Below are 15783 nucleotides of genomic sequence, written 5' to 3'. Positions count from 1 at the left end.
CGCATTTAGCAGACACCCCAGCATTTAGACTATTAATGCCTTTAGACAAAGAGGTAAGCCCTAAAGAATATGAGGCGATAGCAAGATATATAGCAGGTATTAACCCGCAGGATATGGAAGCCTTAGACAGTTCAACGTTTGAGACAGCCAGAGCCATGTTTTACCCTACAACCCCTAAAAATGGCGAGTATATATGCGAATGGGCAGACGGTAAGCCAATAGATACACAAGCAGTATTAAGCCAATACTCTACTACCGATTATGCGCAGGAATGTAACCTACACCCTAAAGAACAAGCAAAGGTAGACGTAACAGGAACTAGACCCAGTGGAGATATAACCGACCCTCACAAGAAATACGGCTATATTGGCGCATTTAACCGCACCTATAATATCCATGATGCTATAAGCAAGTTTATACCCGAAGCATATACTTACAACACAAGGACAGAGCGCTATTCGTGGACGGGCGGAAGCAGTACAGACGGCGCAAGAGTATATCATGATTTTGGCGAAGCTAGTTATTTATACTCTGAACATGACACAGACCCCGCACATGGAAATAATAACGCTTTTGATTTAGTAAGGATACATAAGTTTGGAGAGTTAGATGCAGGCATAACAGATACAGCTATCAAAGATTTACCAAGTCAAAAAGCTATGATAGAACTTTGCAGGAATGATGCGAAAGTACAGGCAGAGTATAAAAAACATAACAATGATAAGGGGCAACTTGATTTTATGGATAGAACATCACCAGCCCAACAAGCGCCACGAAACCAGAACGAGGCCATTATAAAGGAGATCGATGCAGGCGAAATAGACCTTGAAAAGTACGATATTAACAATGTACCTACAAAAATATTAGATGCACTACTAACAGAGGCGGATAGAGACTTACAAATAACCGAGTTATACGCCAGAACGTCACCAGCGCATCATTTACCTAGTTTTATTGATGGAATTATCAAGGATAACAAGAAAGGCATATCAACAGGCTTTAAACACTTAGACAAATATTTAGATGGTGGCTTTTATGAGGGGCTTTATGTTATCGGTGCTATCAGTTCGTTAGGAAAAACTACCCTATCTTTACAGATTGCAGATGCAGTAGCTAAACAAGGCAAAGACGTACTTATTTTTAGTTTAGAGATGAGCAGGCACGAAATCATGGCCAAGACAATATCACGCTTAACTTATGAGCAAGTGATAGCTAAAGGCGCATCAATTAAAAATGCTAAGAGCGCTAGGGGTATAACGGTAGGTAGATTTTGGAAGAACTACACAAGCGAAGAAAAGGAAATCATTGCAGAGGGTATTAAAGAATACGAGAACTTTGCTAAGCATATCTTTATACACGAGGGGCAAGGGGATATAGGAGCAAAACAAATAAGGCAAGCAGTAGCACAGCATATTAAGTGGGAAAAAGAACCGCCATTAGTGATTATTGACTTCTTACAGATATTAGCGCCTTATGACGAACGAGCAACAGATAAAATAAACACTGATAAAACAGTGTTCAGACTGAAGACAACCCCTTTATTTGAGATTAACTCACAAAGGGTTTGTCTTCAGTCTGAAGCCCTATTTTAGGGCTTTTTATTATGCCCTAGTGTTTTAATATAACCAAGCAATTAAAACGGCTATAAAGCGAGATATAGGACTAATAAATAACAAGCGAGGCATGAGGGTAGATTGACTCAAAGTAAAGGCAATAATATTTATAGATAATAGTAAGTACCTTGAAGCACTTGTGCGGTTAAATAATTAACGTTAAAGAAGCTTTAACTAAGAACATGTAAAAACTATACATAAAATATTAAAACGTCACAGAACGCAAATATAAGCCAATAAATGATGTCCATATATTTTAAAAAAACCGACGTCGCACATTTTAGTTATAAAACGATAATGATTAATTAATGATGCGGTACTACCCAAGCTAATAAAGTGGACAATACCCCCCATGAAATCAAATGCCCCTACCACGGGGAACCAGACAACGGGGAGGGGGGGAAGACTCCGAAAAAATATACGCGCGCGCGTGAGAGGGGGGCAAATATTTAAAACCTGATAACTCCATAAAAACAAAGGCGCATCACAGGGCAGGCGGGCAGAGTATAAGCGCATCTTTTAAAAGTTCGAAACGTTGCGAAATTTAGTGTTTTGTCCGACATATTCCAACAATAAGAGTTTCAACATATCTCAACAAGCATAGGAGATGCGATCGATAAAAGAGCCGCCATCGAGGTACGGTTATATAAAAGACGGGGCATACCTCACCCTCCCGTCTGTCGGCCGAACTTCACGCCGTACTGTACATATTTTCTCACGCCAAACTATCGTTGATATAAAGCCGTTTAAAAATTTTAAGCATAAAAAAATAAAGCCTTAAATATAGGGGTATGCAAATATACATTCCAAGATTTTACAAAGGTTACGAAACAGTATTAAAGCGTAATTAGCACCCGTACCCTACATATATACCAGCGTTAGGTAATTATAAGGCTGTTAACATGCAACATTTTACTATACACATAATAATTAGATAAAACTCGCCTATTTATATAGATTTAAATAAGCATCAGTGTTATTATTATACACATAGTAATTGAATAATAACTTGTGTACTAAACTTACAAAGAAAGGAGCAACTTATGGATAAAGCCAATAAAACGATTAGGAAAAAGATAAAAGACGCTGGCTTAAACCATTGGCAGGTAGCACAGCAAATTGGGATAACAGCAGGTACGCTTGTTTTGTGGCTAAGAACACCATTAAAACCAGAACGCAAAGCAAGGGTATTAGAAGCAATCGAAGCGCTAAAAGCGCAATAAAAAAAGCCCGCAAGTAGAGGCACTACTCACAGGCTAAGAGGTACGTTAAATACCACTATTTAGATACCCCAATTATAACACATATAAGGGGAGAAACAAACCAATGGAAAAAGAATAAAAACTAACACACGAACAAGCTTCGCAATGGGCACAAAACGTATGCGACCATATGAGAGTTATCGAACTATATCAACAGCAAATAGATGCTTTATCAATGATTAAAGAGAAGGACTACCAGTATGTAGTATACATTATGAAAAGATTTCAAGATACGCAGTTTCACTACAACCAGCGCATCTTAAAAGACTTAGACGAGGTGGCGTGTATTTTGTTTGATTTATCAGACCAGATAAAAGAAGAACAACCAGAATTATCTTAATGCTTTAAAAAAGGACAGACACAGAGTGACACAGATATAAATAAAGAAAAACCACTAAGCGAATAGCCCAGAGATTAAATGACTGTTTGATAAATATTATTAAAGATGACCTAACCTTGAGATACTAGAAAGTTTTAAAGAACCATACAGCAGTATAACTAATTATAAGGTAAAAGTATATTACTCAAAACGGATAGATAAAAAGGAGAATTAAAAATGAAATTTGAAATGTTTAAATTAATTAAAAATAATAAAGGGACTTTTTAGAAAGAGTAAACAAATATCGAAGCCGACGAATAAAGCAGTTAAAAGAAAAAAAACTACTCAATCGAAGAGCTGCACTTTTTAATAGCCTGTTATGAAGCTGAACAAATTATATTAATGGAAGAAGCTCAAAACGCTAAAGACTTAGACGATTTTAGAGATTATTTCATGGCTGCTTATGATATACACGCAGATACCGAAGAAATAAGAAAACAGCTTAAATTATATTAGAGGGCATAAAATGACAGATAAAATTGATTATGACAAGCTAATAAAATTTGGGGGGGATACCACACCAGCCCCTCCAGACCCTTTCGAGAGCCTTTTGAAAGAGCCTAAAATGACAACAGACGCCAAGAAGCAGGCGCTATTTATAAGGGAAGCATACAAACGCCAGTTAAAGAGGTATAACCGCAGTAATTTGCTAACCTCTAAACTTATAAAGAGCATTAACAAAGATAAACCAATAGAACAGGCTTTAGTTGATGCGATTGACCTTATAGGTGTTATTTTAAACGATACAGCCACGCATCAAACGTTAAAAAATAAAATAAAAGAAGCATATAACATTGATTAGGCGGGGTATTATGCCCCGTTTTTATAAAAAAATAAAAAAGTTATCGGAAGTTAGAGCAAATTAAGCTATACTAAACAGGGGGTAATAATATGCATGATATACAAACTATACACACAAACAACAACCCTATCACAACGGCAAATAATGTCGATTTTGGCGAGTTTTACAATATGTTTATTAATTATATAGACGCATCAGAAAACACCATCAAAACGTACACACGAGCAATCAAGCAATTCATTAAATTTATGTATGATAACGGCGTAACACAGCCGAAACGAGAAGATATTTTAAGGTATAGGCAAACCTTGCTAGAAGACGGCAAAAAGGCATCAACCATACAAAACTACATCATAGCCATACGCCAACTTTTTAATTTTACCGAAGCAAAAGGCTTATACCCTAACATAGCTAAAGGTGTTAAAGGGGCTAAAATATCTAAGAGCCACAAAAAGGACTATCTAACCAGCAAGCAAGCAGGGAGCGTATTAAGTCGCATCAATACAGACGATTTAAAAGGACTTAGAGATTATGCTATCGTAGCTTTAATGCTAACAGGCGGACTAAGAACAATAGAGGTTAGCAGGGCTAATATTGAAGATATGCGCGCGGTGGGAGATAGTACCGCCTTATATATACAAGCTAAAGGCAAGGACGATAGAACAGAGTATATAAAGGTTATTCCAGAGGTAGAGGAAGCTATACGGGCTTATTTAAGCGCCAGAGGGCAAGCAGACGCTAAAGCGCCCTTGTTCGCATCAACCAGCAACAACAACGCAGGCAAACGCATGACAACTCGAAGCATAAGCGGAATAGTTAAAACGGCCTTAGTTGACGCAGGCTTTAATAGCGATAGATTGACAGCACACAGCCTAAGACACACCGCTGGTACGTTAAACTTACTAAACGGGGGTACATTGGAAGAAACACAGCAATTATTAAGGCATCAAAACATAGGGACAACAATGATATACCTACACCATTTAGAGCGAGAAAAGAATAACAGCGAGGCGAGAATTGGAAAATCTATTTTTGGTTAAATACGCTATCCGAATAACGGACAACGAAAATTTATAAAACTTATAGGAGAAGAACAAAATGGCGATTAATCGATATAACGACGGTATTAGATTAAGAAAAATCAAAGAGAGAAAAAGACAAGCGGAAAAAAGAAAAGGGCGACGAAGTTTACAACGGTTAACAGGGTTTATGCGTGGACTGAGACCCATACGCGTGCCGTTTGAAATGGTTGACCCTATGCCGTATGACCAACAGAAAGCGAAAGGGTGGCTAGGAAAGTTTTTTTAGCGCTTGATGCAGTCACAACCGCAAAACAAGGGGATATTTTAGCGTCAACGCCTAACCTTACTTTGATAGAACATGAGCTACAAAATGAATTAGACAAAGAATACCGACTAAAAGAAGCGCTAGACACATTAGGCGCAAGGTATGACTATATTATTATAGATACACCCCCTAGCCTATCCACACTATCAATTAACGCATTAACGAGCGCAAACAAGGTTATCATACCGACACAAGCAGATATTTACAGCATACAAGGGCTAGCCCAGCTTAGTCAGACAATCGAAACAGTACGCAAATATACGAATGATGCGCTAGAAGTAGCAGGCATTTTGATAACTAGATACGATAAGCGAACTATACTAACCCAGCAATTAACAGAGATGCTAGAAAATACAGCACGCATGATTAATACGAAAGTTTTTGATGCGAAGATAAGAGAAGCAATAGCCGTTAAAGAAGCGCAGGCCATGAGAGATGACTTATTGTCCTATGCACCGAAAGCAAACGTTACAGCGGACTATTTAGCCTTTATTGACGAATTAGGCATAAAATAGACGCATCAATAAGTGAAAAAAGTTTGCTAATGCACCCAATTAGTGCATTGTGATAAAGACGTAGTCCCAATTCAGGACTTCGAGAGAACGAATAAAAATACATTATCAAATAATCTCAAAAGGATAGAACGAATTGTTCATACCTTATTTTTAGAATTTTTTTGTGAGTTTAAGAGGGGGTAACGATTCGTTACGCCATTAGTAAAAGTACCGTTAAATAAGAAGATTGGATGCTTATAATAAATATTTAGACTTACTTTGTGATAGATAATGATGCCAATTTTTCTGGAATATCCAGACGGTAGTCGAGGTATAAAACAATCAGTGATATAGAAGATAAGGGGGTCGTGAAATGCGACACCCTCGGTGGAAGTCAAGGTCATATCGATTTAGACAGAACCTTACATAAATAAAAGTAAGGTATGCAAAAAAGCATAGCAATATTTTGGCTAGGCGTCAGATAAAATCTCACACTAATGACGCACCAATTAAAAGGGGGCTTATATATGCAAGTGACACCAGCAAGCGAGCTATACAGTATTTTTAACACGAAAGAACTTAACAGCACACAAAAGCTAGTTATGCTATATATCAAAATAAAGGCAGAGGGCAACGAAAAGGTAAGAATCACTAACAATGAGTTTATAAAAGCCTTTAATTTTGATTATAGTACCCTCAACCGAGCACTAAACGCCTTAGAGGCTAACGGCTTTATAAAAAGAGAAATAAGTGAGAATGAGAACGGGCAGACAACTAGAGAAATCGAAATATTTATATAAGGAGCGGATAGAATGAAAGATTTTACAGCAAACAACCCAGCAGAGGCACTTATAAGAGGCAATCGGAACAAGCAAGCCCCAGCAAGCAAGATAGGTAGGCCTAAGAGCACCGAAGAAACAAAAAGCAAGCGCACTAACTTATTGCTTTACCCATCTATCTTTGAGGACTTACGCAAGATAGCCTATATTCAACAAACGAGTATAAACGATATTATGAACGATTTAGGCAGAGAATTTACGCTGAAACACCAAGAGGACATTATAAAATATGACAAATTTTTTATCGAATAATTTTTTAAAAACCCCTATAAAAATAGGGGTTCAGAACAATTTAATATTTATATGCATCTGAATTTGGTAATACAAAAGCTAAGTTTTTTGGACCGTAGCAAATTCCAGATAGAGTTACCTTTTTAGGAGTTGCTCGTAAATTTATTATACCTGATACAGCTCTACCACTTTTACCACTTTCACTAAGATAATATGTAACTTTACGATTATTTCTAAAAGTTACATCAATTGCTCCAAATAATGTATAGTTTCCAGAAAAATAAGGTTTTGCATACCAATATACAGTGTTGCCGCTCATTATTTCAATAGTAGTTGTTCCAGCATTGCCAGATACCGTTCCGTAGGGGACAAAATCTTCATTTTGTTGAGTAAAATCTATGTTATTATCATCTTCCATAGCGTATGTTTTAGGAACAAATGAAACTGAAGAAAACAAAATACTAGCAACAATAACAGTTAAAATTTTTTTTAATTGCATTCAATCATCCCTTTACTATTTGATATCTATATCATAACAAAAATTTTTTAAGAAAGGAACATAAAAATGGAAAAAGATACCTTTATAAAAGGCTTTAGAGATACTCTAAAATCTATGCAAATTAATCAACACTCTATTTCTTTTGAAGAAAGAAATGACATTAAAATGATAACGATTAAAGATAATTTTAATATATTATCATTAATGTTATTAAATATGTTTGGAAAACATGGGACAAAATTTAAAATGCTGTATTGCAGTTCCTCAAATGAAAATATAGACGAAATAATTTTTTATATAGATATTATAGAATATAAAAAATTAAAAGAATTCTATTTATAAAAAGTAACTTCTGAAAATTAGTATTAGCGGAAGTTGAGAAACAACCTATACCACCATTTAGAAATGAGGCTAACCTATGATAACTGAAGATGATAATATAAAATTTAAGGAAGTAGGAGAAATAGCTTTTGATGCAAATATACCCGCAGATACTAGAGTAAATACTTTAATCACTATCTCTAAGCAACACATGATAGAAAGTTCTTTAGTAAGAGAAGCAGAACAGCTAGTTTATCCTTATTTTTCTTTTACTAATATTTTAAAATTTATAGAAAAAATTAGATTATACAATACTTTGCTAAAGTTTAAAGACGAGTTAACAGGCTTAGACATAGATGAGATAGAAAAGTGTTTAACAACGGTAAATTATACACCTAGCAATTTTTTAGAACATAAAAACACATATGAAATTTTAATGAATGCATATAGCGAGGTGTTGCACAAAGACTATGAAATTATACGTCAGACTTCAAAACACGCAGGAAGCCTAGACAATTTGCAAGACTCTATAAAACTATTAAGGGAAAACTTAGACGCTAATTCATGGCGTATGGCTTATAATTTCGTCAATATCCTATTAAACGAAGAACGGCAAAAAGCAAGTGAAAAACCGTTTGACGATTTTTATTTATTAAAAAATACAGGGCAAGAAGATTTAGAAGCAATCGGTCAATCTTATGAGTTTATTATAAAGTCGCTAGTTACTTTGTATGCATGGCAAGACTTACTAGAGATGATAGGTAAGGCCATAGATAGCAAAGCTATACTCAACAAATCCAAAGAAACACCTTTAGACAGCAGACCTTATACTTACTTAGCTATGCAGTCAGAGGTTTTAGCTAGATATATAACAACGAGGAACCCTAAAAAAGATTGGAGCGAAGCGAAAGAAAACGAAAAAGAAATATATATCGCTATCTCTAAATTTACTAACCTAGATAAAATTAAACGCACAGACCGAAAGAAATTTAACAGCATCTATCGAACAAGTAAAAAGAAATTACTAGACATAGACAACTTAGAGGGCTTTAATCAAACCTTTGATAAGATAAAAGAAAGCATTAAAGATAACTTTAATAAACAGACGCAAGACATGACGATTGAGGACTACCAAGAGGCAAAAAAAAGCCCTAGCAATAAAAGGAGGGCTTTAAAAATGACAAATAATAAGCACACTAACCCTTATGCTATCTCTAGCACAGGACAACTAGAGCATAACAATTCGTTTGAGCAATTAGAATTAGAGCTAGATTTATACTTATGCCGTATCTCAAAGATAACAAAGACAGCCTGCTCGAGAAGTTAAGAACGGGCAAATACAAGCCACGACCCGTATTAAGGGTAGAAATTCCCAAAGAAACAAAAGGGGAATACCGAAAGTTAGGAATACCGACGGTAATAGATAGACTGATACAACAAGGGATCCCCCAAGTATTAAGCCCAATCTATGAAAAACAATTTTCCGAAAATAGTTATGGTTTTCGACCAAGAAGGAGTACCCACGACGCCCTGAAAGCGTGTAAGAAGAATGTGGATGAAGGCTATAAGTAGGTGGTAGATATGGACTTGGAAAAGTTCTTTGATACGGTGTGCCAAAGCAAGCTAATAGAAATACTATCAAGAACTATAAAAGATGGTAGAGTAATATCAGTGATCCATAAGTACTTGAACGCAGGCGTAATAAACGAGGGAAAATATGAAGAAACGAAGGTAGGAATGCCACAAGGTGGAAATCTAAGTCCACTACTAAGTAATAGTATGCTTAATGAACTGGACAAGGAACTGGAACACAGAGGACATAGATTTGTAAGATAAGCAGAGGATTGGATGATATTTTGCAAGAGTAAACGAAGTGCAGAAAGAACCTTAAGAAATAATTTGCCATTTATAGAGGGAAAGCTGAAGTTAAAAGTGAATCGAAATAAAAGCAAGGTAGCACATATAACGAAAGTTAAGTATCTAGGCTATAGCTTCTATATTACAAAAGGAAAATGTAGGGTTAGAGTTCATCAGAAGTCAATAGATAAGATGAAAAGTGAACTGAAAAGGCTAACATCTAGAAGTAATGGAGGGTCAAATGCAGTAAGGAAATCCAAACTGAACAAGTTTATCGCAGGATGGATAAATTATTTCTTAATGGCGGATATGAAATCCATACTGGAATGTATGGATGAATGGCTTAGGAGAAGAGTAAGGCAAATATACTGGAAACAGTGGAAGAAAGTCAGAACAAGATACAAGAGGATAAAGAAATTTGGGATACCGCTTTGAAAAGTGCATGAAATGGCGAATTGCAGAAAAGCCACGTGGCGAGCTGCACTAATGCTAAACTCAGTGCTAACCAAAGAAGAAATAGCTAAGCCAGGCTACCTGTCAATGCTCGGCTATTATACTAAAGTGTGTGTAAACTAGGGAACCACCGTATACGGAACCGTAGGTACGGGGGTGTGAGAGGTCGGCTAGTCAACTAATGGCTAGCCTCCTACTCGATTTCTTCCTGACACATATAATCTTGATATTAAAAGAATTCTATTTTTGAAATGGGAGTCGTTTTTATAGCCAAAGGCATTTCGCTTAATATCTTTGATGAGTTTGTTAGTTGCTTCCAGTTTGGCGTTGGAGTAAGGTAGTTCAATAGCATTAGCGACATAGTTTTATAGCGGATAAAGGTGTTTAAAGCCGTTTTAATAGGTCGAGCATATTCAAAGGACTGAATTTGTAGTATAATTGGTTTGAAAGCAGATTAAACATCTGGATTATAAGAACCGCTTTGTTACATCCATAAAAATGAGTCTTTCTTTTTAAATTTGTGTCGATACTTCATAGATTAGCAGACTCACTAGAACGTTTTCTTTAGTAAAGGTAGTTAATCTTATAATAATGCACTATGAAATAAGTAACTATGTAATTGCAGGATTTTAACTACAGTTTAAAAAGACTTAGTAAAAGAAAGGGAGAGATGATGATGATTCAGTTAAAAGTACAGTTGGTAGGGATTAAGAATCCTGCTATTTGGAGAAATATGATTGTGCCAGATAGGACGACCTTTTTTGAGTTACATTGCTTTATTCAATGTGCTTTTGGTTTGGAAGATAGACATTTATTTAGTTTCCAAAAATATGGTACTCAATTAGAGATTGATTTAGAGATTAACCGTGATTATGATTTTAGTGATGCAATAGCTAACCTTATAAAAAAAGACGCTGAAAAAACACTTGTTCTCCCATATTTATATGAATATAGTTCAATCAATTATACCTATGATTTTGGAGATAATTGGGAATTTAAGATTACTTTGATGAAAGAAGATGTAGCTAATGGGGGCATTTTTCCTCAGGTGGTTGCTTCTAAAGGTGAGAATATTCCCGAAGATTGTGGTGGTGTTGGAGGACTAGAGAATCTTCGTGAGTTATCAAAAACACCCGATAGCAAAGAATTTAAAAGGTTATGCGAATGGAATCCAAGTATTGGACAAGACTTTAACAAAGAGAATGTAAATCAAGAATTGCAAGATCTATATAATAAAAGAGAGGGTGCAATCTTATTGCCAGATCATGTCTATGATTTTTTAGACTTAGTTTAGTAAGTTATAGATAAAGTTTTATGAAGTGAAAGGGATGATTATCGTTTTCTTTTCGATAGGGTCAAAGAAATATATAGTTACCCTTTTTGAAATCGTTATGAGTGAATGTAATGACTATGAAAATCTTAATAACAAAAACATTAGAAAGGAAAACAGCCTAACTATTATTTAGAGAGTGCTTTAAAATGATATAATACCTTAAATAATGTTGATATAATAGTCTTTATAAGGCTGTGTTTTTAATGACCAATTACCTAAAAATTACATGTGGAGTGTGTGGTTTAGTTGGAAAAAGCAAAATAGAGAATATTATAAGAATAGTTTCCTTGACGTTCAAAACGTTTAAGAATCTTTTTATAGGGGGTTAATTTTTATATAAGTTAGGTTAAATTTTTGACAAATTTGGGTGGATTTTAGAAAGAGATCACCTAAAAAAATTGATGATAAAATGTTTTTGATTGATGTAAAATTTCATGTAACTAATGTACTATTCTGATATAAAATAGCCAGTTAGAAGTTTCTAGAATCAATACAAAATTTAAACTTCCACTCTTATAGTTTATTAAGCGCTTAAGACTTTATTGTTGAATATTAAAAAGTAAAGATGACCTCATGAAGTTATAAAATTCATTAGTTTTTGTTATGAATATTCCGGCTTTAAAAGCTTATACATTGTAAGTATATGAAGAGATGTTTTAGCTATAAATATGGGTATGGCTTGGGTGTGGCTATAGAATATTTTAGAAAATACAGAAGAAATATTAAATAAAAAACAACCGCGGATTAATTGTCCTCGGTTGTTTCTTTCATTATATTTATAAATATAGATTAAGTTTTAAAAATTAAATGTGATGGAGAATTGTAAAATGAACTTAGCCATTTAAAATAGAAAAAGAGCCAGTGAGTCTGCTAATCTATGTAGTAACAACACAAACATAGAATAGCAGACTCCACATGGCTCAAACCGAGCAATCGCCCGATTACTTGGGCGTTCACCTCAGACCATTCATACTGAAGTGAAACGCGGGAAGGTTACTCAAAAACGTAAACAATCCTCGAACGCAAAGGCATACATCTACTTTTCTGAGGTTTATAGTGCTGCTGCGGGACAAGCGGCGTATGACCACTTGCACGAGGGAACGGGACGACAACCTAAGTGGCTCAATAGTAAGGACTTCATCGATTGGGCGGATGAAAGGCTACTCAGTGAGAGGTGGAGCCCTGATGCGGTTGTTGGTTACGCTAAACGTCATGAATTGTTCTGTGAGGAGCTGATTCCTTGCACAAAAACGCTTTATAACTGGATCAATGCGGGGCTCATGCGAACGAAGAATAGTGATTTACCTGAAAAGGTGTCACGCAAACCGCGCAAGGCTTTTGAACCTGGACCCAGACGCCGCAAAATCCTGGGCAAATCGGTTGAAGAACGTCCCCAGAAAGTGGAAGATCGTGAGGAATGGGGACACTGGGAAATCGATACTGTGGTAGGTCCACATGGTGAAGAGGGACCTGCCTTATTGACGTTAGTTGAGCGTCACTCACGCTTTGAGTGGCTTATTTTGATTAAGAATCAGACCAGTCAGGCCGTTCATCAAGCGATCACTCAACTCAAGAACTCGCTGGGAGATAAAGCTGAGCGACTCTTTAAGACTCTCACAAGTGATAACGGTTCAGAGTTCAGTTCACTCACAAAAGCTGTCTCCTCTGTAGCTGAGGTCTACTTCGCTCACCCTTACTCATCTTGGGAGCGTGGCACCAGTGAAAACCAACACCGTCTCGTTCGACGCTATATACCAAAAGGGGAGTCTTTAGCTAGGTATACACAGGTAGATATTGATCGCATTCAACAATGGATGAATGACAGGCCCCGGAAGCTATTAGGTTACGCCACGGCTCACGAAGTGTTTGTTAAGGCGTGGAAGAATGAACAGAAAACAGCTTGACGTGATGGCTTGACAAGGAGCCTCCTTCGCCATGGTTTCCTAGCCTAAACGCCAGATAAACCGCTCAGCCCATCAGGCTACCATGGCTCAGCTCCTTATCAAGCCCTCACAGAAAGATTAAACAGCTACATGGATCATTGAACTCACACTTCTCATGAGCGAGGCCTACTTTGTTCTAGGTGGCTAAGTTCTATTTGCAATTTATATAAAAGTTTAAACTATGAATTTTCCAAACATTTTTACAGAAATAGTAATAAAGAGTTAGAATTTAAATTTCTAATGAAACATTGGATTTCAAATCAAAGTGGAGGAGATGATCTTGTATTTAGTGAAGTGTTTACACAAAAAATATGAATAAGGAAAATCCATTTCATGCTCTTTATGAATTAGACTATATCAGTCAAAAAAGCTACCCTCATGATATAAGTGCTAGTCATGGATTTGGACAATTTATAAGCTTGGAGGGTGAAAAATATTTTAGAGATTATTATATAGGTTTTGTAAAAAAAAAATAGTGCAGTAAAAAAAAGATATGTGAATAAAGAAGATGAATTTGTCTATGAAATTGAAGCACATATTTATAAATTAAACCGAAATGTAATAAAAGAAAAGATAGATTATAGTGGGGATCTAAAACCTGAAACAATTGAGCGTATTAAGCAAAATGTTCTTAATGCAAATCCTAATATCAACAATGTAAAAGATATAAAAATTTCTGAAGATAAACTAATTATTGAAACATGGAATAGATATTATACAGGGGTAGCTTTTATTGAATATCCTTTAGAGGATTTATATACGAGGGTAACTAATACATCATCTCAAACAGAAAATACTGATACCAAGGATCAAGAGAGTCAGACAAAAAGTGAAGTAAAAGTGAAATATCAATACCAAGATGGAAAGGTATATAAGGAATATATAGCTTTATTTGAAAAAAAACAGGTGATAGATTCTTCTGATCTTGAAATGCTTGATGATAATATGAGTTTTAACGATGATTTCGTGAGCTATACAGTAAAAGGTGATGGTAATGATAGTATTATCAGAATAGTAAAAAAATCTGAAAGTAATGCTCAGACTCAGACAGAAAATACAAAGACGGAGAATAAGGAAACTCAAACAGAAATTACTAAGAATGATATTTCCAAAATAGAAAAGGAATCTAAAGTTCTTCAAGAAAAACTTGATAAATTAAACAAGGAAACTAAGGATAAGGATAAATTAAACGATAAGCAAAAAGAGAAAATTAAAGAGCTTTAAGAAAGAATAGATAGCCTGAAAGAAAAACTTGATAAAGGCAAGGAAGATAAAAACTTATCACAAGATATGAAAAAAGAGATGGATAAACTAATTGAGAAGATTAAGGAGCTTGATAAAAAGATGAATGAGCTTGGAAAAACTCCTATTTCGCATAAATTAGTTGAAACTCCAGTTAGTCCTACTTCACAAATCAAATTAAAAACAGGAGATTTACCACAAACATCTGTAAGAGATATCAAAAAAGATTCATTGCCACAGGATAGTAGAAAAAGTAATACAAAGGATATAAATACCGGAAAAAGCAATGATAAAGAAAAAGAAATTCGTTATCCAAATAAGCTGACACCAAAACAGCCTTCCAATAATAGTAGTAATAGTTCACAGATGGATGATTCAAATAAAAATGTAAATACCAATAAAGGAGTTGCTTCAGCTCCATCAAAGGCAAGAGGAACTGTTACTGAGAATAAGGATAATGCGAACAATGACTACCCAATTCACCATAATGAAAGTGAAGAAAATAATTTAAGCCATATGTATTCAGCAGATGCAAGACAGTTTGTTACCTTTACAACTAAAAATGGTAAAACTTTTCACTTAATTATTAACCATGATGAGGATAGCGAAAATGTGATGCTTTTAACAGAAGTATCTGAAGATGATCTCCTTAATATGGTTGAGAAGAAAGAAGAACCAAAACAAGAAATTACAAAGGAAGAACCGGCAAAAGAAGAACCTAAGCCTGTGAAAAAAGAAGAAAGTAGCAATACAGGAACATACTTAATCCTTGCTCTTGTAATAGTAGGAGCATTAGGAGCAGGATATTATTTCAAGGTTATTAAAAAAAAGGAAGATAAGGAGCTTGAAGATTTTGAGGAGGAAGATGATGATTTCTTTTCAGAGGCAGAGGAAAGTGAAAATGAACTAGATGAGTCGTTGGAAACAGAAGATAAAGAAGATGATGAGTTAGAGTAAGTTTGTACTAAAACTATATAATATTTGGGACGAAAAACAGGGTGAGAGAGTAAAATTTTTCGCCCTTATTACTTTTTAAAAACTATTTATTGTGTCAACCGTAAATGAAAATGTCCTGAAATTTTAAAAATTTGCGGGATAAAACTACCGCGCTTGGCTTGGTGAACTCGAGGAAAAAGTGAGAATTTCTATTCTCATCTTTTTCCTCGAG

General features: G+C 35.3%; 14 protein-coding genes and 4 pseudogenes. 16 read left to right on the top strand and 2 right to left on the bottom strand.

Features of this window, described 5'->3' with window-relative positions; translation table 11 throughout:
• Positions 1-35 precede the first annotated feature (35 nt).
• The 9 genes from ACQV2S_RS02800 (at position 36) to ACQV2S_RS02760 (ending at position 6988) form a co-directional block, all read left to right on the top strand.
• Positions 36-1592 (top strand): DnaB-like helicase C-terminal domain-containing protein, encoded by a 1557-nt coding sequence (locus tag ACQV2S_RS02800; RefSeq protein WP_428884985.1) that lies wholly within the window; start codon positions 36-38, stop codon positions 1590-1592.
• A 1064-nt stretch (positions 1593-2656) separates the two neighbouring features.
• Positions 2657-2836 (top strand): hypothetical protein, encoded by a 180-nt coding sequence (locus tag ACQV2S_RS02795; RefSeq protein WP_428884984.1) that lies wholly within the window; start codon positions 2657-2659, stop codon positions 2834-2836.
• A gap of 169 nt (positions 2837-3005) precedes the next feature.
• A complete protein-coding gene (locus ACQV2S_RS02790; RefSeq protein ID WP_428884983.1) occupies positions 3006-3215 on the top strand; it encodes a hypothetical protein in 210 nt (69 codons plus the stop codon).
• A 505-nt stretch (positions 3216-3720) separates the two neighbouring features.
• Positions 3721-4056, top strand: coding sequence for a hypothetical protein (locus tag ACQV2S_RS02785; protein ID WP_428884982.1), 336 nt, complete (start codon positions 3721-3723; stop codon positions 4054-4056).
• Positions 4057-4145: 89 nt separating this feature from the next.
• The gene (locus tag ACQV2S_RS02780) at positions 4146-5096 is read left to right on the top strand and encodes a tyrosine-type recombinase/integrase (protein WP_428884981.1); all 951 of its coding nucleotides are present in this window, start codon (positions 4146-4148) and stop codon (positions 5094-5096) included.
• Positions 5097-5154: 58 nt separating this feature from the next.
• Positions 5155-5364, top strand: coding sequence for a hypothetical protein (locus ACQV2S_RS02775; RefSeq protein WP_428875041.1), 210 nt, complete (start codon positions 5155-5157; stop codon positions 5362-5364).
• Positions 5343-5918, top strand: coding sequence for a ParA family protein (locus ACQV2S_RS02770; RefSeq protein WP_428884980.1), 576 nt, complete (start codon positions 5343-5345; stop codon positions 5916-5918). Before ACQV2S_RS02775 ends, ACQV2S_RS02770 begins: the two co-directional genes overlap by 22 nt.
• A 506-nt stretch (positions 5919-6424) precedes the next feature.
• On the top strand, positions 6425-6697 hold the full coding sequence (locus tag ACQV2S_RS02765) for a hypothetical protein (RefSeq protein WP_428884979.1): 273 nt from the start codon (positions 6425-6427) through the stop codon (positions 6695-6697).
• A gap of 12 nt (positions 6698-6709) precedes the next feature.
• Positions 6710-6988 (top strand): hypothetical protein, encoded by a 279-nt coding sequence (locus ACQV2S_RS02760; RefSeq protein WP_428884978.1) that lies wholly within the window; start codon positions 6710-6712, stop codon positions 6986-6988.
• 40 nt (positions 6989-7028) lie between these two features.
• Here the strand turns inward: ACQV2S_RS02760 and ACQV2S_RS02755 are convergent, their stop codons facing one another.
• On the bottom strand, positions 7029-7466 hold the full coding sequence (locus ACQV2S_RS02755) for a hypothetical protein (protein WP_428884977.1): 438 nt from the start codon (positions 7464-7466) through the stop codon (positions 7029-7031).
• Positions 7467-7532: 66 nt separating this feature from the next.
• Between ACQV2S_RS02755 and ACQV2S_RS02750 the strand changes: the two genes are divergently transcribed.
• The 4 genes and pseudogenes from ACQV2S_RS02750 (at position 7533) to ACQV2S_RS02735 (ending at position 10079) form a co-directional block, all read left to right on the top strand.
• On the top strand, positions 7533-7808 hold the full coding sequence (locus tag ACQV2S_RS02750) for a hypothetical protein (protein ID WP_428875045.1): 276 nt from the start codon (positions 7533-7535) through the stop codon (positions 7806-7808).
• Positions 7809-7884: 76 nt separating this feature from the next.
• Positions 7885-9114, top strand: coding sequence for a hypothetical protein (locus ACQV2S_RS02745; protein ID WP_428884976.1), 1230 nt, complete (start codon positions 7885-7887; stop codon positions 9112-9114).
• Positions 9069-9623 (top strand): annotated as a pseudogene (locus ACQV2S_RS02740) (reverse transcriptase domain-containing protein). The gene ACQV2S_RS02745 and the pseudogene ACQV2S_RS02740 overlap by 46 nt, the downstream one beginning before the upstream one ends.
• A 12-nt stretch (positions 9624-9635) precedes the next feature.
• On the top strand, positions 9636-10079 hold the full coding sequence (locus ACQV2S_RS02735) for a group II intron maturase-specific domain-containing protein (RefSeq protein WP_428884975.1): 444 nt from the start codon (positions 9636-9638) through the stop codon (positions 10077-10079).
• 203 nt (positions 10080-10282) lie between these two features.
• Here ACQV2S_RS02735 and ACQV2S_RS02730 read toward each other — a convergent pair.
• Positions 10283-10494: pseudogene (locus tag ACQV2S_RS02730) on the bottom strand (transposase); the annotation flags it as partial.
• 279 nt (positions 10495-10773) lie between these two features.
• Here ACQV2S_RS02730 and ACQV2S_RS02725 point away from each other — a divergent pair.
• From ACQV2S_RS02725 to ACQV2S_RS02715, 3 genes and pseudogenes are all read left to right on the top strand, one after another.
• The gene (locus ACQV2S_RS02725) at positions 10774-11391 is read left to right on the top strand and encodes a plasmid pRiA4b ORF-3 family protein (RefSeq protein ID WP_428884974.1); all 618 of its coding nucleotides are present in this window, start codon (positions 10774-10776) and stop codon (positions 11389-11391) included.
• Between the two features lie 965 nt (positions 11392-12356).
• Positions 12357-13334 (top strand): annotated as a pseudogene (locus ACQV2S_RS02720) (IS30 family transposase); the annotation flags it as partial.
• Positions 13335-13613: 279 nt separating this feature from the next.
• A pseudogene (locus tag ACQV2S_RS02715) lies at positions 13614-15572 on the top strand (CD1107 family mobile element protein).
• Positions 15573-15783: the final 211 nt, after the last annotated feature.

This window comes from Facklamia sp. P13064, from assembly GCF_050409425.1.
Taxonomy (GTDB): domain Bacteria; phylum Bacillota; class Bacilli; order Lactobacillales; family Aerococcaceae; genus Facklamia.
This window is presented reverse-complemented; position numbering and strand designations above follow the sequence as displayed.